25 protein-coding genes are annotated in these 24,538 nt (G+C 52.5%); 12 read left to right on the forward strand and 13 right to left on the reverse strand.

Annotated elements, in window-relative coordinates; translation table 11 throughout:
• The 3 genes from Q0775_RS18285 to Q0775_RS18295 form a co-directional block, all read right to left on the reverse strand.
• Positions 1–600 carry a zeta toxin family protein gene (locus tag Q0775_RS18285; RefSeq protein WP_298864507.1) on the reverse strand — a complete coding sequence of 200 codons (600 nt, stop codon included), beginning with the start codon at positions 598–600 and terminating at the stop codon, positions 1–3.
• Positions 601–602: 2 nt separating this feature from the next.
• Positions 603–953 (reverse strand): hypothetical protein, encoded by a 351-nt coding sequence (locus Q0775_RS18290; protein WP_298864510.1) that lies wholly within the window; start codon positions 951–953, stop codon positions 603–605.
• A 210-nt stretch (positions 954–1,163) separates the two neighbouring features.
• Positions 1,164–1,574: a helix-turn-helix domain-containing protein gene (locus Q0775_RS18295; RefSeq protein WP_298864513.1), complete on the reverse strand. Its 411-nt coding sequence runs from the start codon at positions 1,572–1,574 to the stop codon at positions 1,164–1,166.
• Positions 1,575–1,646: 72 nt separating this feature from the next.
• On the opposite strand from Q0775_RS18295, the gene Q0775_RS18300 reads away from it, so the two are divergent.
• Genes Q0775_RS18300 through Q0775_RS18310 form a run of 3 tightly spaced genes read left to right on the forward strand, consistent with a single transcriptional unit; the run spans position 1,647 to position 3,346 of the window.
• Positions 1,647–2,120: an isoprenylcysteine carboxylmethyltransferase family protein gene (locus Q0775_RS18300; protein ID WP_298864516.1), complete on the forward strand. Its 474-nt coding sequence runs from the start codon at positions 1,647–1,649 to the stop codon at positions 2,118–2,120.
• Complete coding sequence (locus Q0775_RS18305; RefSeq protein WP_298864519.1) at positions 2,113–2,796, forward strand: cation transporter; 684 nt, start codon at positions 2,113–2,115, stop codon at positions 2,794–2,796. Before Q0775_RS18300 ends, Q0775_RS18305 begins: the two co-directional genes overlap by 8 nt.
• Positions 2,786–3,346 (forward strand): PEMT/PEM2 methyltransferase family protein, encoded by a 561-nt coding sequence (locus Q0775_RS18310; protein WP_298864521.1) that lies wholly within the window; start codon positions 2,786–2,788, stop codon positions 3,344–3,346. The genes Q0775_RS18305 and Q0775_RS18310 overlap by 11 nt, the downstream gene beginning before the upstream one ends.
• 250 nt (positions 3,347–3,596) lie before the next feature.
• Here Q0775_RS18310 and Q0775_RS18315 read toward each other — a convergent pair whose 3' ends face one another.
• From Q0775_RS18315 to Q0775_RS18340, 6 genes are all read right to left on the reverse strand, one after another.
• Positions 3,597–5,408 (reverse strand): ParB/RepB/Spo0J family partition protein, encoded by a 1,812-nt coding sequence (locus tag Q0775_RS18315; protein ID WP_298864524.1) that lies wholly within the window; start codon positions 5,406–5,408, stop codon positions 3,597–3,599.
• Between the two features lie 77 nt (positions 5,409–5,485).
• Positions 5,486–5,860, reverse strand: coding sequence for a DUF3768 domain-containing protein (locus Q0775_RS18320; RefSeq protein ID WP_298864526.1), 375 nt, complete (start codon positions 5,858–5,860; stop codon positions 5,486–5,488).
• A gap of 5 nt (positions 5,861–5,865) precedes the next feature.
• Positions 5,866–6,234 carry a phosphoglycerate kinase gene (locus tag Q0775_RS18325; protein WP_298864528.1) on the reverse strand — a complete coding sequence of 123 codons (369 nt, stop codon included), beginning with the start codon at positions 6,232–6,234 and terminating at the stop codon, positions 5,866–5,868.
• 859 nt (positions 6,235–7,093) lie between these two features.
• Positions 7,094–8,143 (reverse strand): replication initiator protein A, encoded by a 1,050-nt coding sequence (locus Q0775_RS18330; RefSeq protein WP_298864529.1) that lies wholly within the window; start codon positions 8,141–8,143, stop codon positions 7,094–7,096.
• Positions 8,144–8,348: 205 nt separating this feature from the next.
• A complete protein-coding gene (locus Q0775_RS18335; protein WP_298864531.1) occupies positions 8,349–9,356 on the reverse strand; it encodes a dienelactone hydrolase-related enzyme in 1,008 nt (335 codons plus the stop codon).
• Positions 9,346–10,959: a hypothetical protein gene (locus Q0775_RS18340; protein ID WP_298864533.1), complete on the reverse strand. Its 1,614-nt coding sequence runs from the start codon at positions 10,957–10,959 to the stop codon at positions 9,346–9,348. The genes Q0775_RS18335 and Q0775_RS18340 overlap by 11 nt, the downstream gene beginning before the upstream one ends.
• A 245-nt stretch (positions 10,960–11,204) precedes the next feature.
• Between Q0775_RS18340 and Q0775_RS18345 the strand changes: the two genes are divergently transcribed.
• Complete coding sequence (locus tag Q0775_RS18345; protein ID WP_298864535.1) at positions 11,205–11,351, forward strand: hypothetical protein; 147 nt, start codon at positions 11,205–11,207, stop codon at positions 11,349–11,351.
• Between the two features lie 160 nt (positions 11,352–11,511).
• Here the strand turns inward: Q0775_RS18345 and Q0775_RS18350 are convergent, their stop codons facing one another.
• The 4 genes from Q0775_RS18350 to Q0775_RS18365 all read right to left on the reverse strand — a co-directional run bounded on the left by Q0775_RS18350 (position 11,512) and on the right by Q0775_RS18365 (position 16,244).
• Positions 11,512–12,312, reverse strand: coding sequence for a crotonase/enoyl-CoA hydratase family protein (locus Q0775_RS18350; protein ID WP_298864676.1), 801 nt, complete (start codon positions 12,310–12,312; stop codon positions 11,512–11,514).
• A gap of 138 nt (positions 12,313–12,450) precedes the next feature.
• Entirely contained in the window at positions 12,451–13,437 is a 987-nt protein-coding gene (locus tag Q0775_RS18355; protein ID WP_298864537.1) for a D-glycerate dehydrogenase, read from the reverse strand.
• A 135-nt stretch (positions 13,438–13,572) separates the two neighbouring features.
• Entirely contained in the window at positions 13,573–14,280 is a 708-nt protein-coding gene (locus Q0775_RS18360) for a response regulator transcription factor (RefSeq protein ID WP_298864539.1), read from the reverse strand.
• Positions 14,280–16,244, reverse strand: coding sequence for a PAS-domain containing protein (locus Q0775_RS18365; protein ID WP_298864541.1), 1,965 nt, complete (start codon positions 16,242–16,244; stop codon positions 14,280–14,282). Before Q0775_RS18365 ends, Q0775_RS18360 begins: the two co-directional genes overlap by 1 nt.
• A 187-nt stretch (positions 16,245–16,431) precedes the next feature.
• Here Q0775_RS18365 and Q0775_RS18370 point away from each other — a divergent pair, with 187 nt between their 5' ends.
• From Q0775_RS18370 to Q0775_RS18405, 8 genes are all read left to right on the forward strand, one after another.
• Complete coding sequence (locus Q0775_RS18370; protein ID WP_298864543.1) at positions 16,432–18,111, forward strand: acyl-CoA synthetase; 1,680 nt, start codon at positions 16,432–16,434, stop codon at positions 18,109–18,111.
• Between the two features lie 66 nt (positions 18,112–18,177).
• Positions 18,178–18,936 carry an ABC transporter ATP-binding protein gene (locus tag Q0775_RS18375; RefSeq protein WP_298864545.1) on the forward strand — a complete coding sequence of 253 codons (759 nt, stop codon included), beginning with the start codon at positions 18,178–18,180 and terminating at the stop codon, positions 18,934–18,936.
• Complete coding sequence (locus Q0775_RS18380; RefSeq protein WP_298864547.1) at positions 18,933–19,685, forward strand: ABC transporter ATP-binding protein; 753 nt, start codon at positions 18,933–18,935, stop codon at positions 19,683–19,685. The genes Q0775_RS18375 and Q0775_RS18380 overlap by 4 nt, the downstream gene beginning before the upstream one ends.
• 25 nt (positions 19,686–19,710) lie before the next feature.
• Complete coding sequence (locus Q0775_RS18385; protein ID WP_298864549.1) at positions 19,711–20,916, forward strand: ABC transporter substrate-binding protein; 1,206 nt, start codon at positions 19,711–19,713, stop codon at positions 20,914–20,916.
• A gap of 74 nt (positions 20,917–20,990) precedes the next feature.
• Positions 20,991–21,881 (forward strand): branched-chain amino acid ABC transporter permease, encoded by an 891-nt coding sequence (locus Q0775_RS18390; RefSeq protein WP_298864551.1) that lies wholly within the window; start codon positions 20,991–20,993, stop codon positions 21,879–21,881.
• 12 nt (positions 21,882–21,893) lie between these two features.
• A complete protein-coding gene (locus Q0775_RS18395; RefSeq protein ID WP_298864553.1) occupies positions 21,894–22,817 on the forward strand; it encodes a branched-chain amino acid ABC transporter permease in 924 nt (307 codons plus the stop codon).
• Positions 22,818–22,852: 35 nt separating this feature from the next.
• Positions 22,853–23,611: an electron transfer flavoprotein subunit beta/FixA family protein gene (locus tag Q0775_RS18400; protein WP_298864556.1), complete on the forward strand. Its 759-nt coding sequence runs from the start codon at positions 22,853–22,855 to the stop codon at positions 23,609–23,611.
• Positions 23,612–24,538, forward strand: coding sequence for an FAD-binding protein (locus Q0775_RS18405; RefSeq protein WP_298864558.1), 927 nt, complete (start codon positions 23,612–23,614; stop codon positions 24,536–24,538).

Raw genomic sequence — 24,538 nt, forward strand, 5'->3', positions numbered from 1 at the left:
CTACAGAACTAAATCGTCCCCGTAGAGATCGAGCACCCAATCAGGAAGCTGCGGTAAGGCAAAGGTGAGGGTTCCGTTAGTGAAGGATACCGCCCGCACCGGGGGGTGGTTCAACTGGGAATTGTCAAAGACATGACCGATATCGCTGGCCAGAATGGCTTTGCGGATCAGGGGGCCGGAGCGGTCATAACGGTTTCTGATTTTCTCTTCAGGTACGGGATGACCGCCCTCAATGACACGCTCACCGACACGCGCCACCGACAGATCAGGATGCGCGACGGAGATATGAAACATCATAACGCGATACCCACGGGCCTTGGCTTGGGTGATTAGATCAAGCTTGGAAGGATGAGAGAACACGGTTTCCGTGGCAAAGCTCTTACGATCCGCCATCAAGGTCGCGCGGCGGTCAGAAGCGATCTTCGCCGCCTCATACGCGGCGTTCACATTGCCGTCCTTAAGTTCATCGCGCTGGATGATGTCGGCGTTGATGAACGGCACTGCAAATTTCGGCGCGATCCGCGTCTCATAAAGCGTTGATTTGCCTGATCCGTTCGGACCTGCCAGCATCACGAGTGTTGGACGCGGGGCAGGGGCCACGCTTAGGCTGCGGCCTCAGGATAGACCAACTCGCCTTTGTCATTCAGCCCAACACCACGGCCCAGCTGACGACGCTGCGCAAAAAACGCCTCTTCTTGATCAGAGGGCGCGGTCATATCTTCAGCAAACTGCGCAAACCAAACTTCTTGCTCCTCGGCGGTCAACTCATCGGGGGAAAGCGCGCCTGCAAGGGCAGCGTTGATGTGCTGATAATCAAACGCGCTCGATTGCTCGATGGCGCGACCAATGTTGATCCAATGGGTAATTTGCCCTGCAACGGACCGGCTTTGCAAACCAGACTCGCGGCGGACCACTGACATGACGTCATCAGAAAGCTTTATAGATTGGGCCATAACAACTCCATCAGTAGAAAAGGTGGCAAAATGCCACCTGCATCACTTATATGGCGATAAATCTGTAAATGTCCAGTTAATAGACTGTCCTGAGCATCAGGTGCCAGACGTTGTACCCAAGAAACCGTTCACGTCAGTCTTCTCCAAATCCATTCCTACTTCGATGAAGTAGTGCAGCGAAAGCCTGGTTTGCTAGTTCGCCTGTTTCATCTAATGCTCCGTTTCACAAAGTCCGTGATCGGCAAGCGTTTCAATGACGGCACATGCAGCCACATTCCCAGCGTCACATTTAGTAATGCGCTTCAACTCCCGTTCCAATCGCCGCAGTTTCGCAATCCTGCTTTGAACATCTTGAAGGTGTTGAGCCGCAATGCTGTGAGCATCAAGGCATGGTTTTTCAGGATGCTGACTTAGTTCCAAGAGCCCGCGGATATCCTCGACTGAAAACCCCAGATCACGAGAGTGGCGGATAAACGACAAGCGGCTCAAACCTACCTTTGTGTATCGGCGCTGGTTGCCTTCTGAACGCTCAGGCGCATCGATCAAGCCCATTTGTTCGTAGTACCGAATGGTCGGGATTTTGACGCCGGTACGCTTGGAAAGCTGGCCGATTGAAAACATATCAATTTCCTCTTGAAGCTCTAGTAGCTAGAGGAATTATAATTGTGAAGAATCGAATATGGAAGCGCCTTCATGAACATACCCCCACTCGCACTACTGGCATTTTGCATCCTGATGGCGAGCTTTCTTGCGGCGTTCGTCCCTCTGGCGACTTTTGAAATACCCACTTGGTTGATTGCCGCGACTGCAATGGTCGGGGCGCTGTTTTTACTGCCCGCCGTCCTAAGTTTTGTCCGCCACAGGACGACAGTGAATCCACGATCACCGGAAAATGCAACGACTCTCGTCACGGGCGGCATCTACAGCGTAACGCGCAACCCGATGTATGTCGGTATGCTGATCGTTTTGATGGCCTTCGTCCTGTGGCTTGGCGCGATCAGTGCAGTCTTGGCCGTGGTCGCCTTCTTCCTAATGATTGATCGGTTCCAGATCAAAGGCGAAGAACAAACCCTGACCCAGATATTCGGAAAACCTTTTGAAGACTATGCCGAGCGTGTCCCACGCTGGCTCTTCAGATCCATAACACGAGGAACAAGAAATGACTGACGCACTCAACGAAACCGGCATAGCGTGCGGGTGCTCCGGTAATCCGAAGTTTGATGGCGTTGACCCCACCTACAAACGGGTTCTCTGGGTCGTTATCTTCATAAATGCTGCCATGTTCTTTGTCGAAATGTCGGCAGGCAAACTTGCAGGATCCCAAGCATTGCAAGCAGATGCCCTCGATTTTTTTGGGGATGCCTTAACCTACGGCCTCAGCCTCGCAGTTATCGGGATGAGCCTCAAGGTTCGCTCAACCGCTGCGCTGATCAAAGGGCTAAGCCTTCTGTTCATGGGTCTCTGGGTCTTCGGATCGACGGTGTATCAGATATTCATACTAGGCGTTCCGAGCGCGCAGATCATGGGAGTAATCGGGCTGCTGGCGTTGGCCGCAAACTTAGCAAGTGTCCTGCTTCTGATGCGCTACAAGGACGGCGATGCAAACGTACGCTCTGTCTGGTTGTGTTCGCGCAATGATGCCATCGGTAATGTCGCTGTCATGGTGGCAAGTTTCGCGGTCTTTCTGACGGCTTCGGCGTGGCCTGACCTCATCGTGGCGATTATCATGGCGGGGCTGTTCTTGCGGTCGGCCCAGCTTATTCTGGTTCAAGCGTGGCAAGAACTACGCTCAGGCAAAGACATCGGTGCGCTGGAAAGTCATGGGCATCACCATGTTGAGTAACATCGAAATCCTTGCCGTTTGGGTTGGCGGGATCGCAGGTTGCTACCTTCTTGCAGCGTTCGGGTGGTCCATCGCGTTCCCCGAGCGCCGTATCTGGCCACCAAAGCAAGCCACAACAGGTATCAAGTTTCGGGTCTGGCTTGCCACGATCTCAATATTCGCCGCCGCCTTCATACTGGGCATAGCGAACTGGAACAGCTTTGGCTGGTCAGTATCTGTCCGATGGGGCATTGGTCTTTCACTCATTATCGTAGGGAACTTTGTTGTCTCTATTGGAGTTCGCAAGATCGGACTTGGCGCGACCAGTGGCGAAGTCGCTAAGTTGAAAACAGATGGTCTCTATCGGTATTCCCGTAACCCGCAATACGTGGCGGATATGGCCATTCTTGTGGGATGGGCTGTGCTCTCTGCGTCTGGGTGGGCGACATTCGTTGCAGTGTTCGGCGTCATAGTTCTTGCGGCTGCACCATTTGCTGAAGAGCCGTGGTTGGAAGACACATATGGCAAGGACTATCTTGCCTACAAAACAAGAGTGCGACGATACGTTTGACAGCGACGCCAACGGCAGGCCTCGATTCTCAAATAGCCGAGTTAGGATTTGGCCGTTCTGCAGGTGATAGACTTTGGCTTCACTTGTGTGCGCTAGCACTTCGGCGCGAACAGCGCCGGGCCTGATAGGGCAGGGGGAAACCTTCCCCGATCCATCAGGTCAACAAAAAAAGACCCTGCCGAGGCAGAGCCAGTTGATCCTCACCACAAGGATAAAAGGGCGGGGCGCGAAACGCGCCCTGCCAAAGTGTCTAGGACATGCCTTCTGGCACCCATGCGGCAATCCGCGCAACCTGCGCCTCTGTCAGCCCTCGCGCCTCTTGTGCATCGTCATTCCCAAATAGAGCGGCCATCTTATCGGCCTTTTCGGATTTCTTCAGCTTGGCAAACGTCGTGACTGTAGGATGATCCTCTTTGAGGTCTAACAGATCGCGCCATTGCTGGATCAAGTAAGGGCCGCCAACACGGCCAAAGAAGTTCTCAGCGTTTGGGGTAAAGTTGTCGCGGATATTGGTCTCAACAGCCTTGTCGATCACTTCCGCCAGTTCGGCGTCAACCGTGAGCAGGGATGCGAGATGGCGGATGATTTCCTCCATGACGAACTCGGGCCCTTTGGCTTTATAAGCACGAAACACGCGGGCCATGTCGCTGCCGTACTTGGCGCTCGGTGTTGGTTTGGTCAGTCGCTCGTCCAAGGTGTAGCCCGACATTTCAGTACTGGGGACTTTTGGCACATCATCTTTGCGCAGGCCAAAGGCAGATGTGTAACCAGACTTGCCTGATAGTTGGAACGCAAAGAGCGCCAGTAAGAGTTCGGGATCGCGCAGGGCGGCGTCTTGACGTGCCCCCGTTGCGATGCGCCCTAAGTCCATCGCCAGCTTTTGCGAGATTGGCGACTTGGTGGCTGTGCTGCCCACGTGGTTGGATTTTTCCAGAACACCTACGTCAATCGCTGCCTTTTTGTCTGTGCCTTTCACAAGTCCAGCCTCAACCTGCACCGCGCCGTGTGTGTCGATGTAGACCAACACGCCTGCATGAGCTTTTTGATCCTCGGTAAACGACCCATCAAGGATGTCTTGCAAGGCTGCAAGCTGGGCGTAGCCATCATCATTTAAAACCTCTTGTTCGGCTTGGTCTGACAGCGTGTCATAGGTTTCGCTTTGATCATCAGACAATGCGCCGCCTTCGGCATAGATGCGTGACAGTTTCATCTCCTCAATCTGATACCAGCCGATATAGCTGTCCCCAATGGCTTCGGCCCATTTCCAGCCCTCGGCTTGCAAAGTTGCGGCAGCTTCTTCCAGCTTCGTGCCAAACAACGCGTCTAGAATGGCAGGGTCATCGATGAGAACCTCCTCTGCAAACAGATCACTGCCTGTCCGACCCCCAGCGGCCTTGTATGCCTCTATGCCCACAAACACGGCGCGTCGGTCACTGTCTTTGACGGCATCGGGTTTGAGCATCTTCTTGATACGGTGATCGCTCTCGCCTTGGCCGCGCACGTTTTCCAAGATTTCCAAGGTCAGCTTTTCATCATCACTGATGGTGAAGGCGGCGGCATTCGACAGGCTAATCTCGCCAGAACGCAAGGCATCGATCACAGGATCAGGCAAGTTGGCCAAGGCGAGGCGGCGATAGACATGCGCCTCGGTGGCCCCATACGCAACAGCGATATCGGCCACTGTGGCCCCGCGTTTTTCCATCGCGCCAAAATCGCGGATTTCATCGGCGGGATGCAGGGCTTCGCGTTGTGCGTTTTCGCTGGTCGCCCAGAATTGCGCAGTTTCCAGATCAGGGGCCATTTTGACGCTGACCGTCTGAAAACGCGGGTCGTCTTGCAAGAAGGCAAGGGCGCGAAAGCGGCGTCCGCCGACAACCACGCCGATACCGTTCTCCTCAGTAAAACCTGCGATGTTCTGGATCAGCCCATAGGCGCTGATGTTGTCAGCCAAAGTCAGAATGCTGGCCTCGCTGACGACAGTGCGCGGGTTCAGATCAGAAAGGTGCAGGTCCGCAAACGGAACGTCTTGGACATGTGCGGTGATTTGAGATTGATCATTCATTGGGTCATTCCTTTTGTTGGTGGTGAGACTGGAAGGGATGCCCCACCCAGCGAACTGAGTGAGGCGAGGGTTATTGTTCAATATTCGGAGGCGTGGAGGACGGTCAGAACGCGCCGCGTGGCGTCCACATTGGCGGGATCGTCGCTGCCCATGTTGTAGGCCAGATCGTAAAGGTCGATCTTCCAGAAAATGCTGTACGTTTCGCCAGCATTTTCAAATTCAAACGCCCCGAATGTGTGATCGCCGTAGGGATCATTGTCCTCGGTGAACTTTGAGAATTGCTGCACCCGCTGCATGATGATCGCGATGGCTGCTTGGGGCAGGTCCGCCACCCCGCGCGTGATGACAATTTGGCCGGGAACGGTAAAATCAGCGCCCCAAGTTCTGCGGAACCGATCGTTCTGCTCCGCGATGGCAAGGGTTGTTGCTGTGACTGTGTCTTGTTCTGTCATGACGCTCACCACCAGCACGAGTAGACAACGGTTTGACCGTTGGTGAGTGCATCTTTGGCCCATGCGCAAAACGCGAGGTCTTGTTCGGTGTTCTCGTCTGCGGCTTCATCTTGGAACTGATGCCCAAAGAAGAACCCACCCTCAGACTTTGGTAGGGTCTTCTGTCGGACAAGTGTCTCTAAGGCCGCGATGTCTGCGGCCCCTAAGACCAGTTCTGCGCAATTCAGCTTTTCGGCAGGTTGGCCTGTTTTGGTGGTAAAGAGCGTCTCTGCCCAAGCTTGCAGTTTGGAATGTTTGCGCCATACGAAATCGGCAGCGCGATCATCATCCGCGCCGTCCCCATGTTTGATATAGGCATATTGGTCGAGGCCCATGTGCTTACTCCTTTGTGGTGTGGTTGGGGTCTTTGCCCCTTGATTGTCTGGTTTTGAGAAAAGCCCCTTGAGGGCGTCGCTCTAAAACCTGACCCACTGGCGAAGTGCCGGAGTGAGCAAACGCCACTTAAATCGACAGGGAGTGGTGCGGCCCGCAGGCGCCAGGCGAGGACACGGCCCTGACTATTTTGGTTGCGTGCGCGAGAACCCAGCGGGTTCTAAAGCAATGTTCCGCCGTGGCGTATCGCGCTCGCGCGAACCCCAAGGAATCAGGAAACCGGATCGGGCGAGATCCGATGGACCAGATTGATCGTGACCCGGAGGGCAGATCCAGCCATCGCAGATGTGAGATGAGCAAAAGAAGGAAAGGGGTTCTGGAAGAAACGCGGCTCTGACTATTTGATCAGTCGCATGTTTGATGGAAGGTTCTGGATTGGGATGCGTCTCGCGGCCCTATCTAGAGCAATGGTGGCCCGTCAGGTGGACGGGGCAGGGCCCGAACCTGAAGTGTATCTACATCCGTGATATCTCTTAGCCCTATTGGTGTCAGAAGGACCGTTTTGGGGATATCGGGAACATCTGTTTGAAACGCCTGCTTTTTCGTATTCTAAGCATTCTGAGGTATCTACATGCGCTATATATAGATATTTGGCGTTCTCGCTTGGTTATTTCTGTTAGAAATATAGTTATGTTCGTTTAAGAGTTATGCTAAGCAGTTCTCGCCTATAAATCAGTACCTTAAACTGGAATTCTGTTCCTGATGTACCGATCATCCGTTCTTGATGTACCGAACTTGTGTTCTTGATGTACCGAGCCGCTTGTTCCTGATGTACCGAGGAAATGTTCCTGATGTACCGACTCAGTACAGTGGGTTGGCTTCTACATAGGTTTTTGCAAACGCCGTGAAGGCTGAATTGGCATTTTTGACGGGCTGGTCCTTTGAGACGGCCCATTCTTTCCAAGTTTCAAGGATATATCCAACGTCATACTCGGGATGTTTGTGCTTCACTTTGACCATTGTCGCGTGAGAGACGTTCAAATCCATATGATTCGGTACAACGGGAACATCTACAACATCAAATTTGGGCCGAAACCTCACAAGAGCCTGTTTTCCCTTGGTTTTAAAGGGGGTAGACACTTGAGAAGGTTCAACGATCTCCATGTGATAGTCAGGGATCGTGTCCAGTTCCGAGATTTCATTGATGCGAAACTTGAATTTGCGCTCGGTATCGATGGAGCCGCACTTTTCAGCGAGACGTTTGACGCCGATATACCATTCTGGCTGGCGTCCGACGTGTTTGCGCGCAAGCTCGTAGAGACGGCGCTCAAGACCCTTCGAGAGTCGGAAATAGTCGCGATTGATGGTTAGAACGCGGCGATCCTTGACGATTGCGTTGAACATCCAGCGGTTCATGGTGACTTCGACAGCCCCCATGACGCGTTCACCGTTGCGATTCGTGCGCTCGACGACACGCCAATCTTCAATCCAGCCAAAGCCACGACGCTCTCGCTCACCGCCGGCTTCAACGTTTGTCAGAATGTTTGTGGAGCGCAGGCGCAGCAGAGCGTCCAAGAACAGCTCGTAGGCGCGTTTTCCTGTCCCACGCCCAGTGATCTTGAGGAAGTCATGGGCCGAAAACTGGATGGTACGATCGGCATCAGTGCCGTGTTCAATTCGCTCATTTACCAATGATGTCAGATAGATAAGGATATCTTTGTCCCAGATTGTGGCGATGCCCTTGGGACCTGGCTGGATCTCGATCCGAACAGTCCCGTCATCAAAGATAAACGGGGTTGTTCGCGGACGCTTTTGCAGGGAGAAAAATGGGAACTCCATCAGAGCACGCTCATCTTTGATAGGCGCGTCTGCAAGCTGGTCCAAGAAGAAATCTACCTGTTTATCTGACAAAACTGTTCCTGATGTACCGAATCCAATATGTTCCCGTTATACCGAGGTTTGTGTTCCCGATATACCGAAAAATTACGGTGTTAGGATTCGCTACAATCAACTTTGATGAACTTAAGCAAAACTGCTATATCGTGTCAATGTTATAATATTGATATAGATTCAAAGTTGGCGATATTGAGCACTTGGACCGGATACCAGTATCCAATCAATGACTGCGCTTTAACAACTGCTTCAAATTCAAACCGGCCAACAGGATATACGGGGGCATCGCGAGTGAATAATGGCCACAATTTAGCTCTTGAATTTCTGGATTGGCCCCAGCTACCTTCAGTCTCGCTATGAACCTTTCTGACAGCTCTGGCAATACAACGGTGTCTCTTTGCGCCAACACAATCTGAAGATCGAGGTCAGGCCGCGCCAAACGATCCACGTAATTTTCCAAATTGAGTGGACCCCAGGCTCTTCTGAGATCAGTCAATTGAATTGCAGGCTCAACACTCTGGCGAATCTTTCGTGTCGCGCGCCCCGTCCAAACAAAATCTGCAAAACTGCCCGCCGTTAGAAACAGGGAGGCTTTTGTAACAGTCGTGTCGTGCGCGGCGACCAACCCAGCAACCCAAGAACCTAAACTCATCCCGAGGACAGAAATCTCCTCAAAGCCTTCGCCCTTCAGCCAACGTATCAGCATTCGCCCATCCAACACGCCCTGACGAATAGATTGAACCGTGCGACCAAGATTTGGGCTCAGAATATAATCGGCGTGCATGGAGCCGGGGCGACTGCGCTCAAAATGATAGGGCAAAGCAATTTCGATAACAGTGATTCCACGTTTCGAGAAGTAGTTGGCAATCTGACTGTTCCGCTTGTTCGCATTCCAATGGTGAAAGACCACGAGTGCCTGATCGAATGACCCGCTTTCTGTAATTTTGGCCCAGACGATGTTATTCTCTTTGACATCAGTGGGAATGCTCGATGGGAACTTGATCCATCCATCGATCTTTTTATAGCCTATGTCCGATCCAGATGGTTCATCGAAGAAGTCTGGATCAGCGACGGCCTGGTCCGCGAAGTCACAAAATTCGGAAATACTTCGGGCATTCGGCATGTCTGGAAACGCGAGCGCTCCATCAAGCATCAAGTCAGAAACGGTTTTTACTGCGTCTCCGCGCTGTGCGCGTCTCTCATCCCATCGATCAAGCCATCTATGATACACTTGTATTTTCTCCTTGTTGGCTCATTTCTCTTGTTCCAAATTCTGGATCATACAGCCCGTAGATTGAGAGCATTACCCCAATACCCAGTAAGATCGAAAAACCGGTAAATTCATTGATCAGCAAATAGCTTGTGATGAGGAGGAGTACGATCGCGGCCATCAATCGCAACTGCAAGAAGAATGGACTTTTAGCACCAATTTGCAGGTAGCCGTACAGAAAGACAAAGCAGGTCGCCAATGCGATAAGTAAGCTGCTGTAATGCGTTGGCATACTGTAGTTGATCGTGTTGCTGACCTCATCGCGTGCGTACAGAATTGAAGACATATCACTGAGCAGCCAAGCTACGATGTTCTCTCCATTCGATGAAAGATACAAGGTTTGAAGTTTCATACAAATAGAGATCAGCATCCCCAAAACAGTGCATCGAAAGATTCCACACATAACCCTTAGGCCGACTTCACTAACCTCCCTATGAAAACTCACATCGGGTTGGGTTTTCCCCAGAGGACCAATCTTCCGAAGGTCATAGACTACAGTAAAAAGTAAAACGAGACCGACGAAAAATAGATAGAAGCACAGACTCATGTATAGGTAGGCCAGCCCGGTAAATGCGACCGCTTCCGGCACCGATATAATCTCAGGATGGGCAATCGCCAACGATCCCCAATCTGGCGCGATGTCGCCGCTACCTCTAATCAAGGGAATCAAACGCACGCCTATCCACTGAAATAGACCGGCAAACCCCAAGCAAATCAAAAAGATCGCCCAGTATGTGTACGAAGAAACCTCTACACTGTGGGTCCAACTATCGTCGCTTTCCGTTCTACTGCCCTCAGCAAGTTGCTTTGAACGCCCTTCGTTCTTCCAGAAAATAACCATCTCCACCACGAACCCGAGGAATAATGGCATGAACACCATAAACAGGATTGTCCAATTTGGAGCCCAGATGAATCCAACTTGCTTGAGGGTGCCATCGGCCCGGGAATACGAAATACTGTGGATACCCAGAAAATAAGACAAGAACCCGAGTGCAACGGCTCCCGCAAACACAGAAACCGGCAAATCTAGAGGAGATCCTCGGCTGAAAAAAGCCTCAGATTTTCTAGCCAGACTAGAACGCCGCTTCGACCCTTCAGCAGTTTCATCGCTCTCAGTGCATGCCGTGGATCCCCTCTCTTTAGCGATGGCCTGAGGCTGGGCAATATCTGGAGCATCCTTTGCTTGATTTTCTGCGGGTGTTCGCGCTTTCCGCCTTTTGGCCGCCAACCGTCCCTGCGCTGCACTTAACTTTGCCTGCCATTCACTTGTCGTCTCGGGATCATCACATCCAAAAATTCTTGCTAACCATCGGATATTTTCAGCGCTGATCCCCTTTTCGTTGTCCTGGAACCAAAGTTGTACGGTTCGCAGTTCAACCCCAGAACCGTTGGCTCCGATCTTTGTAATCGCTTCCGCCAGCAGTTCGGCAGTCCACGGGCCTTCGGGAAATCCACCCTTGTCTACGGGTCGACCCACACCCGCCGAGGCGAGATGTTGGAACAGTTCTTTAAAATTACTGCCGTCTTTCACGGGGGGCAGGAAATATTTTCCATTTTTTATCAAGTGCCTACATGCTTTCGATGCGTTTCGTTTCGTTCTTCTTCGTAACGCATCGTGCCTTTGTTAGCGTTCTGAATTCAACTACTGCGAGAAGTTGACTCAAAAACGAGCGGTATTGTTCTCAAACCCCCGAATTTGGCCAATCATTGGAGAGGAACAAAGTTGTGAGCAATGCGATCAGGACACTCCCAGACGCAGTACCAAACGGTCTCAAAATCAGATTAGAAGCATGGGTCAAAGAATACATCTTGGACCAAGATTCCCGAGAAGTCGTCGGCTGGCTCTATGAATGGAACACCGGTGAGCGCGAGCTAATGTGGAAAAACGGACAGCGCGAAGATGTCATCTATGAGTGTCATGACCAACGTCGGTATTCGGACATTGCGATGCAGTGATGGGGTGTTCAGTTAAAGTTAAATCACAGTGGTTTGCAAAAGGGTAGGGGATCTGATCTGCGACATAGCTGGCGACCGCGCTGAGCGCATTTTGTAGTTTTTCGAAGGACGAAAAACCGATAATGGCGCATATGTTAAATGGCACCGTTCGCCCTTTTTCTCAGTTGCTTGGGCGGACCCTTGCGGCACTCTTGTCCGCAAATGCTGCAAGCCGCTCACGCGCGTCTGGCTGTGTGTTCACCACACCAGCCACCACCGCTTCGGCATATGCGGCATCAAAAGCCGACATGTTCTGCATGTGGCTGATCGCGGAACAGATGGCAAAATTGGTCAAAGGGAGGTTCCGTGCAGCCTTGCGGGCTAATTCCAGTGCTTTGTCAAAACTCGATCCTTCAACAATGTACTGCGCTAGCCCCAGATCTACAGCTTCCTGGCCCTGATACACCTGTCCCGTCAACATCATGTCAATCATTCGTGATTTACCAACTAGGTCTGCAACGCGGATTGTTGCACCTCCTCCAGTGAATAATCCACGCTGACCTTCGGGGAGGGCGAAATAGCAAGTTTGGTCCATCACCCGAACATGGGCCGAGCTGGCCAGTTCTAAGCCGCCCCCAACGACGGCACCTTGAAGGGCAGCAAAAATCGGCACCCCGCCATATTCCATCTTGTTAAAGGCCTCGTGCCAGCGGAGACAAACATGCATGAAATCCGCTGGTGTGCGATCTTCATCATGGTGTTCGATCAAATCAAGACCCGCACAAAAGTGGTCTCCCGATCCGGCCAATACAACGGATTTCACGCCAGCACGTGGGGCCAGCGAAAAGAAATCAACCAACTCGTCAATCGTGCCGATGTCTAACGCGTTTCGTTTCTGTGGGCGGTTTAGGGTTACTACCCAGACACCATCATCATGTTCCTCAAGGGCAAGGTTTTTAAAGCGGGAGATGTCGAACTGCATGGCCATGATTGGTCCTTGTGAGAATAAATGGGTATGAGAAGGAGTTGAAATGTATAGGATATCCGCTGCACAAAAACGGATGCCAACTGAGGATGCGACTTGTTTTGCAGGTAACAACGCGCAGCATCCACGCAATACTCATAACATTCCTGGAACTACTTGATTGGGTGGACGGTGGCCATCTTGGAAAGTCTTGATATTCAAGATGATCTTTTCGCCCATCTCGATGCGCCCCTCATTGGTCGCTGATCCCATATGCGGCAACAAGACGACGTTGCTGAGGGATGTAAGGCCTTGGTTAACCTCGTTCCCATGTTCAAATACGTCCAGACCTGCGCCTGCAATTTCATTGTTGCGCAACATGCGTGTCAGCGCATTTTCGTCAATGACCTCGCCGCGTGAAGTGTTCACGATAACGCTGTCTGGCTTCATCATTTTCAGTCGATGTGCGTTCATCAAGTGAAACGTGTCCGGTGTATAGGGACAGTTCACGCTGATCACGTCCATACGCGCAACCATGTCGTCAAGGCTTTCCCAATATGTTGCCTTAAATTCTTCTTCCTCCACGGGGCGAAGCCGAATGCGATCGTGATAGTGTATTTGCATCCCAAACGCCTGTGCGCGACGCGCGACAGCTTTTCCGACACGACCCATGCCGATGATGCCCAATCGACGACCTGCGATCCGCCCCCCCAACAAGGCTGTTGGAGACCAACCTTGCCAGTTGCCTGACTTCATCACTTCCAGACCTTCTGGAATGCGGCGGGTCACGGCAAGTATCAGTGCCATTGTCATGTCAGCAGTGTCGTCGTCTAGAACTCCGGGCGTGTTGGAAACAAGAATGCCGTTCTGGCGCGCAGTGTGGACGTCAATATGATCTACGCCGACGCCATAATTTGCGATCAGTTTCAACTGGTCACCGGCTTGCCCGATCAGACCGGAATCAATCCTGTCCGTGAGCGTCGGCACTAAAACGTCAAATTCTTTGACGGTTTCAATAAGCTCCTGCCGTGACATTGGCGCGTCTGAGCAGCGTAGTGAAACATCAAAAAATTCGCCTAACCGGCTTTCCAATGCCTCAGGCAAGCGTCGTGTTGTCGCAACACGCAGTTGTGTGGATGGCATCATGGTTCTCCTTCAATTCTTTGAAATTATGATTTTTCCTGCCGAAAAGCGCTCAGCGGCTGACACTCCGCAGGCTCTTAGCAATTTGGTTTTGGCACTGAAGTTCGCGTGGGATAGGTATATCGCGCGCTGTTATTAAACCCATTCCACAGTCATCCCAAATACGTAGCCAACGCCGTAGACAGTTCTAATGATATCTGGCGATTTGGGGTCATCGCCAAGTTTTTTTCTTAAACGGCTGATCCTTGCATCCATGCTGCGATCAAATGGCTCGCTCGACCGCCCCGAAGTGGCGTCAAGCAATTGACTTCGCGTCAGGACGCGGCCCGCAGAGCTTACGAACGCCATCAATAAGCCGGCTTCGGCAGAGCTAAGATCGGTGTCATCACCTTCCACATTGGTGAGCGTACATGCGCTGAAATTGGCCGTCCAATTGCCAAATCTCGCAATTTTCGCGTCACCCTCCACGTTGCGAATTGTGCCGCTCCGGCGCAAGACAGCGCGCACGCGCGCGACAAGCTCCCTAGGTTCAAAGGGTTTGACGATGTAGTCATCAGCGCCAATCTCGAGCCCAACGATTCTATCCGTGAGATTGCCGCGACCTGTAACAATAACTTTTGGCAGCGCTTCTGGGAGGATCGAGCTTTTGATCAGGGAAAGGCCGTCTCCATCAGGCAGGCTAAGGTCGATTAGGCAGATATCCGGCAACTGGCGTTTCACTTCACGTTCAAAGTCAGACCTGCGTGTAAATGAAAGAACGCTGAACCCATGCTGCGAAAGGGCGCGAACGATCAGTCTTGAGATATCGACGTCGTCTTCGAGAAGATATGCGACTGGCATCATTACTGGCTTCTCCTCATCTTCACAGCGTTTAAGGCCTGATCTAAATCCTCAACCTCAAAGGGTTTCCTCAGAAATGGTATGCTTTGATCTTCTGCACTGCTGAAATTTGTTTGACCACTCATCAGGACTATTTTGATCTTGGGAAACGCTGCCTTTACATGAGAGGCAAGCGCGTTGCCATCCATGCCGCCGGGCATGCTTATATCCGAAAGTAGGATTCCGATTTCGTGAATGCGATCCAGCAATCTCAATGCCTCGGCACCGCTTTCAGCTTCGACTAAGGGGTATCCGATTCCGGCGAGTTTGCGCCGAACGATGCGCCTGACATCCGGGTCGTCTTCAACGAGAAGGACCATGGGCAGGTCTGTTTCATCAATGTTGGTCAACACCTTGGCACCTTCAGACTGCCGAGGTTCCTCAACCTCACCATTTGAATCGACCAACTCTACGCTCGGAAGGAGAACTGAAAACGTTGTTCCTTTTCCGGGAACGCTGTCGACCCGGATAGAGCCATTGGATTGCCGTACAAAGCCGTAGACCATTGACAGGCCAAGACCGGACCCCGTTCCGGAGGCTTTGGATGTAAAGAAGGGTTCAAAAATTTGGTCTATCTGGCTGGCGGGCATTCCGCAGCCATCATCAGAAAACGCTAGTCTCACATAATTCCCGGTCGCAAGATGAAGCGATTCCGCCTCAGCGATCGCGAGAGAATAGTTAGAAACCGTGATTGTGACCTCGCCTGAGCCGTTCGTTGCGTCGTGTGAGTTCATAGCGAAGTTCAACAGGGCCATTTCCAATTGCGCCCGATCAACATAGGCCTTGGAGACGTTTTCACTTTGAAGGTGCTTGATCTTGAGCGTTTTGGGAAACGATGATTTGAGTAGTTTTGAAATTTCCGTAACTGCTTTATTTAAGTCGGTTGGTTGCGGGTCGAATTGTTCTCGCCGTGCCAGCTTCAACAATCGCTGTGTTAACGAAGATCCTCGCCGGGCGGCCGAGATGGCAGGCGTCAGATATTCGTCGATAAGCGTACTGTTTGGAAGGTTCTCAGATAGCGGTACAAGGTTGCCTAGAATAACGGTGAGCAAGTTGTTGAAATCATGTGAAATGCCGCTGGCCATCCGACCAAGCGCATCCATTTTTTGAGATCTCATCAAAGCGGACATTGTTGCTTTGTGACGGGTGACATCGACAGACACAAAATAGAATCCAATGACCTCGCCGGATGACGGCGTTTCCGGTCGCAACAACGTGCGGATATCTTTTGTGCGATTTCCGGGCAGCTCAATGCGCATGTCGAAGTCCACAAGCGCCCCGCGCCGGGACTGTTCAAAAAAATGAGCTGATTCTTGAAGTGTTCTCCTTGAAAGCACCTTGTTTATATGTAGGCCCAATATTTCTTGGGGCGTTTTTTGGTACGAACGGGCAAAACGCTTGTTCGAGTAAAGGATCGTCATGTCCTTGTCCAAATGCACAATTCCTGCCGGTACTTCATCCGCAACCAGTTTCAACCGATGTTCACTCAGTGAAAGTTCCTGTGTGCGTGTGCGGACCAGGTCTTGGAGTTTTTTCTGCAAGCGCCGTGTTTCAGTGACATCTGTATAAGTAGTCACAAATCCGCCGGATGGCAGTGGCGTACCACAAATCTCGATAACGGTGCCATTTGGTCGTTCTCGCTCAAGCTGGTGCTCGGCGAACTTCCCCGCAGTTTTCACCCTGTCCGAGACAAGCTGATCTATTTGGCCTTCGCCATATTCGCCGCGCTCGGCATTGTATCTAATGAACGAACCAAAGTCGGCTCCAGAAAATGCCAATCGCTTGGGGTAACCATAGATATCCAAAAATTTGTCGTTCCATGCGACAAGCTTTAGGTCGCGATCAAATATCGTCACACCTTGGCTGACGTGCGCCAGCCCCTCAAGAACGAGGTGAATTGCGTCATTTCCGTTTGTTTCGACTAACATATCTTGGCTCCGTTTGCTTGGGCCGGTGAAGTCAAGAATGCGCCATGCAGTTCGTTTACCAAAGACGAATCTGCGTGACGTCACAATTGGATACAATTTTCGCAAATTTGGGCAACATCAACATGTGTACATGAACTCGTTCAGCAGGAGGACCGGAGTATTTCGGGTGCTGATCACGGGAGGATACATGACTAACGAGACATCTATATACGAAAGTGGCTTGGCACCTAACGCTGCCAACTATGTGGCGTTATCGCCATTGAGCTTTCCACAGAGAACAGCAGAAATTTACCCTGACCTTTTGGCGGTTGTCCATGGCGACATACGTCGCACTTGGCGCGAGACGTATGAGCGCATGCTGCGCTTGGGAAGCGCGCTTCAGAAGCGCGGTATCGGCAAAGGTGATACGGTTTCGGTGATCGCCGCCAACATCCCGGAGATGTTTGAGGCGCATTTTGGCATCCCGATGGCGGGCGCAGTTCTGAACGCTGTGAACACTAGGCTGGATGCTGAAGCGATCGCTTTCATCCTGTCACACGCCGAAGCTAAAGTGGTGATGGTTGATCCGGAATTCAGTGAAGTAGTGGACACTGCCATCAAGATGAGTGGCCGCAAAGATATGCTCGTTGTTGATATTGAGGACGCATCCTTTGATGGCGGACGACTAATTGGTGAAATGACCTACACCGCTTTGTTGGCCGAAGGCGACCCCAACTTTCAATTCGAGCTTCCTGGTAATGAATGGGACGCAATCAGCCTGAACTATACATCTGGCACAACGGGCGACCCCAAGGGGGTGGTGTATCATCACCGTGGTGCCGCCCTCAATGCAATGTCGAACATTGTGACCTGGGGCATGGCGCATCACTCGCGCTACCTTTGGACATTGCCGATGTTTCATTGCAACGGCTGGTGTTTTCCGTGGACCATTGCCGCCAATGCAGGGGTTTGCGTCTGTCTTCGTGCGGTGCGGGCTGAGCCGATTTACCAATTGATCCGCGACGAAAAGGTCACCCATTTCTGCGGCGCGCCAATCGTGTTGAACATGCTGGCCAATGCGCCGGACGAGCTGAAAGATTTCAGCCACGAAGTCAAAGTTATGACAGCCGGTGCTTCACCGCCCGCAGCTGTGATTGCGAACATGGAATCGATGGGCATCGAAGTGACCCATGTGTACGGGCTGACAGAAACCTATGGCCCTTCAGTAGTCTGTGCTTGGAAAACCGAATGGGACGGGCTCGACGGAGAGAAGAAATCCAAACTCAAGGCACGGCAAGGCGTAAAGAACGTCGCGCTTTCGGGCCTGATGGTCGCTGACCCCGACACGCTGGAACCCAAGCCGCATGATGGCACGTCAATTGGTGAGATTTTCATGCGTGGGAACAACGTTATGAAGGGGTATCTCAAGAACCCCACCACGACGGACAAATCCTTTAAAGGGGGCTGGTTTGCTTCTGGTGACCTCGGAGTGATGCATCCTGACGGTTACGTTGAACTAAAGGACCGCTCAAAAGACATCATCATTTCTGGTGGAGAGAATATTAGCTCCGTTGAAGTCGAAGATGTGATTTATACCCACCCCGCAGTCATGGTAGCCGCCGTCGTTGCGCGGCCGGACGAGAAGTGGGGCGAAACGCCCTGCGCCTTTGTCGAACTGAAGCCCGACCACGATGTGAGCGAAGCCGATCTGATCGCATTCTGTCGCGAGAGTATGGCGCGTTTCAAGGTGCCCAAAAGAGTGGTCTTTGGAGACCTTCCCAAAACATCGACCGGTAAAGTGCAGAAATTTCTTCTTCGCGATCTTGCACGCGCTCTGGCCGACGACGGCCTCCGCGATTTCGCACGCGCCCTGTCCGACACCAAATAAATCCTCCCTGAAACTAAGGGGAGAGTTGATGATTTCTTCTCTCCTCGCCTTTTTTGGAAATATTTCATGAGCGAAGCTGCACAATACATCCTTGAAACGCAGGGCCTGACGAAGGAATTCAAGGGTTTCACTGCAGTTGACACAGTTGATCTGAAGGTACGCAGGCATCAGATTCATGCTCTGATCGGTCCCAACGGGGCTGGCAAAACAACCGTGTTCAACCTGTTGACCAAATACCTGATTCCTACCCGTGGAAAGATCTCCTTTAACGGTGAGGACATCACCAAAACCAAGGCTGCGGACATCTCGCGCAAAGGTGTTGTCCGGTCATTTCAGATTTCAGCCGTGTTTCCCCAGATGACAGCCCGCGAAAATGTGCGCGTGGCCCTGCAACGCAAACTGGGAACGTCCTTTCATTTCTGGCGCCCCCTCAGCAGTCTGAACCAGCTGAACGATCGCGCTGAGGAGTTGCTGGACATGGTCGGCCTTAGCAAGTTCTCCGACGCGATTGTTGGTGACATGGCATATGGGCGCAAACGTGCTTTGGAAATCGCTACCACTCTCGCAATGGAGCCGGAGTTGATGCTGTTGGATGAGCCAACTCAAGGCATGGGCCGAGAAGATGTGGATCTGATCACTCAGTTGATCAAGAAGGTATCAGCCAACCGCACAATTCTGATGGTTGAACACAATCTCGGCGTTGTCTCGACCCTTTGTGACACAGTCACTGTTTTGCAGCGCGGCGCGGTGCTGACCGAAGGGGACTATGAAACGGTTTCATCCGATCCACGTGTCAAAGAAGCCTATATGGGGAAAGCCGCATGAGCGCGACTGTCGAAAACCACGAACTCGGTGGTCCGCATGTTTCGGATCATATCGAAGAACTGAGCATCCGCGATCTTCACGCGTTCTACGGTGAAGGTCATGCTCTGCACGGAATCGATATGACGGTCTATCGCGGCGAATTGGTGACGTTGCTTGGCCGTAACGGATCTGGCCGGACCACGACCCTGCGCTCGATTGTGGGGCTGATGGGACGGCGCACCGGATCAATCATGTTGAAAGGTCAAGAGATCATCAAAGCTTCTCCGCATGCGATTGCGCATATGGGTGTTGGGTATTGCCCCGAAGAACGCGGAATCTTTTCCAGCCTCAACGTCGAGGAGAACCTGATGCTGCCGCCAGAGGTGGCAGCGGGCGGGATGTCTGTTGAAGAACTCTACGAGATGTTTCCCAACTTATCCGAGCGGCGCAAGAGTCCCGGCATGCGGCTTTCGGGTGGTGAGCAGCAGATGTTGGCCATGGCACGCATTCTGCGCACTGGCGCGAATGTTCTCTTGCTCGATGAGATTACCGAAGGCTTGGCACCCGTCATTGTCGACAAGCTCGCCGAGGTTCTGATCGAACTAAAGACCCGCGGATACACAGTGCTGTTGGTCGAGCAGAACTTCCGCTTTGCCGCTCCATTGGCTGATCGGCATTTCATCATGGACCACGGCAACGTGGCCGCTGTCATTCACAAAGACGAGCTGGAAGAAAAGCAGCACGTTTTTGATGAGTATCTAAGTGTTTAACAAAAAATCTCCCGGAGGAGGATCAATGAATATTCTTAAAAAGCTATCTCTCAGTGTTTCGGCACTGGCCATGGTAGCATCAGCAGCATCAGCAGAAATCAGCGATGGCGTTGTTAAGATCGGTGTGTTGACCGACATGTCCGGTACCTATTCCGACCTTTCAGGTGAAGGCGCGGTTGTGGCTACGCAGATGGCCATCGACGAGTTTGGCGGTACGGTTGCTGGTGCTCCGATTGAGATCGTGTCAGCCGACCATCAGAACAAGGCTGACATCGCGGCCAACAAGGCCCGCGAGTGGGGTGACACCCAGCAGGTTGACGCATTTGCGGAACTGGTGACGACATCCGTTGCGCTTGCTGTTTTCGAAGTGGCAAAACAGCAGAACAAAATCGCGCTGGTCTCTGGTGCTGCGTCTTCTCCCCTGACCAGCGATGCCTGCATTCCGACCGGTTTGCACTGGACCTATAACACCCGCGCGCTGGCTGTGGGCACTGGCTCAGCCATCGTAAAAGAGGGCGGAGATTCCTGGTATTTTCTGACTGCTGATTATGCGTTTGGCGAAGCGCTTCAGGGTGACGTGACCAAAGTAGTCGAGGCTGAGGGCGGCACTGTTCTGGGCGCGGCAAAGCATCCATTCCCTGCGTCGGACTTTTCATCTTTTGTCCTGCAGGCGCAGGCATCTGGTGCCAAAGTCGTTGGTTTGGCCAATGCCGGTGCCGATACCATCAACGCGATCAAAGCGGCCAACGAATTTGGTCTTGTCGCGGCAGGCCAAAAAGTTGCGGGCCTGCTGGTCTTCCTGACGGACGTACATGCACTTGGTCTGGACACCGCTCAGGGCCTGCAAATGACCGTCAGTTTCTATTGGGATCTCAACGACGAAACACGCGCCTGGTCGCAGAAGTTCTTTGAGAAAACAGGCAAGATGCCAACGGGCGTTCAGGCGGGCACATACTCGTCAGTTCTTCACTACCTGCGGGCGATCGAGGCAACTGGTTCGGATGACACCGACACAGTGTTGGCAAAGATGCGTGAAATGCCTGTGAACGATGCTTTCGCAACGAACGGTGTTTTGCGCACAGACGGACGCATGGTTCATGACATGTTCCTCGCCGAGGTAAAGTCGCCTGCTGAATCTTCCGGGCCATGGGACTACCTCAAGATCGTGCGCACCATTCCCGGTGAAGAAGCTTACGGACCACTCTCCGAAAGCAACTGCCCAACCAAATAAGACCAAACGGCCCGCCAGACGCCATGCGCGTTTGGCGGGTTCCGTGCGCACAACCACTTTAGGACATTGTTGATATGCTGACAGATCTACTGGGTATTCCGCCCCAAGTCCTTTTCGGCCAGCTTATGCTCGGTTTGATCAATGGGGCGTTTTATGCCGTTCTCTCCCTCGGACTGGCCGTCATTTTTGGCCTGCTGAACATCGTGAATTTTGCGCACGGCGCGTTCTACATGCTCGGTGCCTTCGCCACAGTCGCGGTGACGCAATATCTTGGGATAGGGTATTGGGGTGCCTTGATCGTCGCACCTTTGGTTGTTGGCGCTTTCGGAGCAGCCATTGAATATTTCCTGCTGCGGCGCCTCACCGGTGTGGATCACCTTTATGGCCTTCTTCTTACCTTTGGATTGGCGCTGGTTATCGAGGGCTCGTTTGTAAAAATGTTTGGGGCTTCGGGCCTGCCATACCCTGTCCCCGCACAATTGACTGGCGGCGTGAACCTTGGGTTCATGTTTCTGCCTTGGTATCGTGGTTGGGTTGTTGTTGCGTCGCTCGCGGTCTGCATCGCCACGTGGTTTCTGTTTGAACGCACCAAGATTGGTGCATATCTGCGAGCCGGAACCGAGAACCCAAAGCTTTTGCAAGCCTTTGGTGTGAATGTTCCCCTGCTGACAACACTCGCCTATGGCTACGGCGTAGCGCTTGCTGCTTTCGCAGGTGTGCTGGTCGCTCCGATCACCCAAGTCAGCCCGCTGATGGGGTCAAATCTGATCATTGTGGTTTTCGCAGTGGTCGTCATTGGCGGCATGGGGTCGATCATGGGGGCCGTTGTAACCGGTTTGGCAATGGGCGTGATCGAAGGTCTGACCCGCGTGTTTTGGCCCGAAGCATCAGCAACCGTCATCTTTATGGTCATGGCCATCGTTCTGGTCCTTCGACCAGCGGGCCTCTTTGGCAAAACAGCGTGAGGAAATAAGAATATGAACTCCAAAATTGGATATCTGATCGCGTTTGCCATCCTTCTGGTTCTGCCATTTGTGGTCTACCCCGTCTTTTTGATGAAATTGCTTTGTTTCGCCCTTTTTGCCAGCGCGTTTAACCTGATCCTTGGCTTCGGCGGCTTGCTAAGCTTCGGTCACGCGGCGTTTTTCGGTGGCGCGGGCTACATCACAGGTCATGCCTTAAAAGTTTGGGGTCTCCCCACCGAGTTGGGCATCTTGTTCGGCGCATTGACAGCGGGTCTGCTAGGTTTGCTAATCGGTATGTTGGCGATCCGTCGGCAGGGCATTTATTTCGCCATGATCACATTAGCTATGGCGCAAATGGTCTACTTCATCTTTGTCAGTTCCGATTTCACCGGTGGTGAAAACGGTCTTCAGGGGGTGCCGCGCGGTTACGCTCTGGGTTTCATCGATCTGCAAAACGACTTGTCGATGTACTACTTCGTATTGGCAATCTTTGTTGCCGCCTTCTTTATAATCTCGCGAACTGTAAACTCGCCCTTCGGGCAAGTCCTCAGCGCAATTCGGGACAATGAAGATCGGGCAACGTCGCTTGGTTATGATGTCGATCGCTATAAATTGCTGGCCTTCGTACTTTCTGCAACCTTTGCCGGACTGGCCGGAGGGACCAAGACAGTCGTATTCCAACTCGCCTCACTGACAGATTCTCATTGGCACATGTCTGGTGAAGTCGTCCTTATGACACTGCTTGGCGGATTGGGCACGATTGCTGGTCCGTCAGTTGGTGCTGCCATCATCATCACGCTTCAGAACTATCTGGCATCCGGTCCGCTTGGTGCGTGGGTACCTGTCGTACTCGGTGTGATCTTTGTGGTCTGTGTGTTGGCCTTTCGCCGCGGCGTCGTCGGGGAACTTCACGCGTTCATTAAGAAATCGTTCTGAGACTTGCATGCGATGAATAACAGGAGTTTGAGATTATGAAGGTTCTCGTCCCAGTTAAACGGGTTATTGACTACAACGTGAAAGTGCGCGTCAAAGCGGACGGGTCGGGTGTTGATCTCGCTAACGTAAAAATGTCGATGAACCCGTTTGACGAGATTTCTGTCGAACAGGCGATCCGTCTAAAAGAAGCGGGCCAGGTCGATGAGATCGTCGTCGTTTCCATCGGTGTAAAGCAAGCACAGGAAACTCTGCGCACAGCGTTGGCCATGGGTGCGGACCGCGCCATTTTGGTTGTCGCGACGGATGATTTGCATAACGACATTGAGCCACTTGCAGTTGCCAAAATTCTTAAAGCGATTGTAGACGAAGAAAAGCCGGGTTTGGTTTTGACCGGCAAGCAAGCCATCGACAACGACATGAACGCGACAGGTCAGATGTTGTCGGCCCTTTTGGGCTGGTCACAAGCGACATTTGCCTCCGAAGTCGAGATCGCAGGTGACAAGGCCAAGGTCTCACGCGAAGTGGACGGCGGAATGCAGACTATTGAAGTCACGATGCCAACTGTCATCACCGTCGATTTACGTCTGAACGAGCCGCGCTACGCATCACTGCCCAATATCATGAAGGCCAAGAAAAAGCAGATGGATGAAAAGACACCGGCGAACTACGGCGTTGATGTCACCAACCGCCTGGAAATCGTCAAAACAGTTGAACCGGCTGAGCGTGCGGCCGGAATAAAGGTTGCTTCTGTGGATGAATTGGTCGCGAAACTCAAAGAAGCGGGGGCTGTGTAAATGGCTGTTCTACTCCTTGCAGAAGTAACTGACGGTGAACTGGCGATGGATGCAACGGCCAAGGCTGTTACCGCAGCCAAGCCATTGGGTAAAATCACTATTTTGGCTGCTGGCGGCTCTGCAGCCGCAGCCGGTGATGCAGCGTCCAAGATAGATGGCGTGTCCAAAGTGTTGGTCGCCGAGGATGCGTCCTTGGGTCACCGTTTGGCCGAATCCACAGCGGCGCTGATCGTATCGCTTGTGGGTGACTTTGAGCACATCGTCGCCCCGGCCACCACGGACGCCAAGAACGTTATGCCTCGAGTTGCGGCATTGCTGGACGTTATGATGATATCTGATGCATCCGGCGTAGTGGACGCAAACACATTCGAGCGTCCGGTCTATGCAGGCAACGCTGTCCAAACAGTCAGATCGTCGGACGCGAAAAAGGTTATCACTTTCCGCACATCTACATTCGATGCGGCAGGGGGCGGTGGCTCTGCGGTTGTCGAGGCAGTAGGCGCAGTAACAAACCCCGGCTTGTCCGAATGGATAGAGGACAAGCTTGCAGCCTCTGATCGCCCAGAATTGACATCAGCAGGTGTGGTTGTGTCCGGTGGTCGCGGTGTCGGGTCCGAAGATGACTTTGCGATGATCGAAAAACTGGCCGACAAACTCGGTGCCGCCGTGGGCGCATCCCGTGCGGCAGTCGACAGCGGTTATGCCCCGAACGATTGGCAGGTTGGCCAGACGGGCAAGGTCGTAGCCCCTGATCTGTACGTAGCCATCGGCATCTCTGGTGCGATTCAGCACCTTGCCGGCATGAAAGACAGCAAGATCATCGTCGCCATCAACAAAGACGAAGAAGCCCCCATCTTTCAGGTCGCCGATTTCGGCCTTGTTGCGGACCTATTTGAGGCAGTGCCTCAACTAATCGAAAAACTTTGA

Origin of the sequence: uncultured Sulfitobacter sp. (assembly GCF_947499945.1) — a bacterium.
GTDB lineage: Bacteria > Pseudomonadota > Alphaproteobacteria > Rhodobacterales > Rhodobacteraceae > Sulfitobacter.

Coding starts and splice junctions, on each gene's coding strand:
- Q0775_RS18365 (WP_298864541.1), bottom strand. CDS start 16,244: ATGTTAGTCGAAACAAACGGAAATGACGCAATTCACCTCGTTCTTGAG.
- Q0775_RS18325 (WP_298864528.1), bottom strand. CDS start 6,234: ATGGGCCTCGACCAATATGCCTATATCAAACATGGGGACGGCGCGGAT.
- Q0775_RS18385 (WP_298864549.1), top strand. CDS start 19,711: ATGAATATTCTTAAAAAGCTATCTCTCAGTGTTTCGGCACTGGCCATG.
- Q0775_RS18380 (WP_298864547.1), top strand. CDS start 18,933: ATGAGCGCGACTGTCGAAAACCACGAACTCGGTGGTCCGCATGTTTCG.
- Q0775_RS18305 (WP_298864519.1), top strand. CDS start 2,113: ATGACTGACGCACTCAACGAAACCGGCATAGCGTGCGGGTGCTCCGGT.
- Q0775_RS18390 (WP_298864551.1), top strand. CDS start 20,991: ATGCTGACAGATCTACTGGGTATTCCGCCCCAAGTCCTTTTCGGCCAG.
- Q0775_RS18350 (WP_298864676.1), bottom strand. CDS start 12,312: ATGCAGTTCGACATCTCCCGCTTTAAAAACCTTGCCCTTGAGGAACAT.
- Q0775_RS18400 (WP_298864556.1), top strand. CDS start 22,853: ATGAAGGTTCTCGTCCCAGTTAAACGGGTTATTGACTACAACGTGAAA.
- Q0775_RS18315 (WP_298864524.1), bottom strand. CDS start 5,408: ATGAATGATCAATCTCAAATCACCGCACATGTCCAAGACGTTCCGTTT.
- Q0775_RS18405 (WP_298864558.1), top strand. CDS start 23,612: ATGGCTGTTCTACTCCTTGCAGAAGTAACTGACGGTGAACTGGCGATG.
- Q0775_RS18395 (WP_298864553.1), top strand. CDS start 21,894: ATGAACTCCAAAATTGGATATCTGATCGCGTTTGCCATCCTTCTGGTT.
- Q0775_RS18355 (WP_298864537.1), bottom strand. CDS start 13,437: ATGCCATCCACACAACTGCGTGTTGCGACAACACGACGCTTGCCTGAG.
- Q0775_RS18360 (WP_298864539.1), bottom strand. CDS start 14,280: ATGATGCCAGTCGCATATCTTCTCGAAGACGACGTCGATATCTCAAGA.
- Q0775_RS18310 (WP_298864521.1), top strand. CDS start 2,786: ATGTTGAGTAACATCGAAATCCTTGCCGTTTGGGTTGGCGGGATCGCA.
- Q0775_RS18375 (WP_298864545.1), top strand. CDS start 18,178: ATGAGCGAAGCTGCACAATACATCCTTGAAACGCAGGGCCTGACGAAG.
- Q0775_RS18320 (WP_298864526.1), bottom strand. CDS start 5,860: ATGACAGAACAAGACACAGTCACAGCAACAACCCTTGCCATCGCGGAG.
- Q0775_RS18370 (WP_298864543.1), top strand. CDS start 16,432: ATGACTAACGAGACATCTATATACGAAAGTGGCTTGGCACCTAACGCT.
- Q0775_RS18290 (WP_298864510.1), bottom strand. CDS start 953: ATGGCCCAATCTATAAAGCTTTCTGATGACGTCATGTCAGTGGTCCGC.
- Q0775_RS18295 (WP_298864513.1), bottom strand. CDS start 1,574: ATGTTTTCAATCGGCCAGCTTTCCAAGCGTACCGGCGTCAAAATCCCG.
- Q0775_RS18300 (WP_298864516.1), top strand. CDS start 1,647: ATGAACATACCCCCACTCGCACTACTGGCATTTTGCATCCTGATGGCG.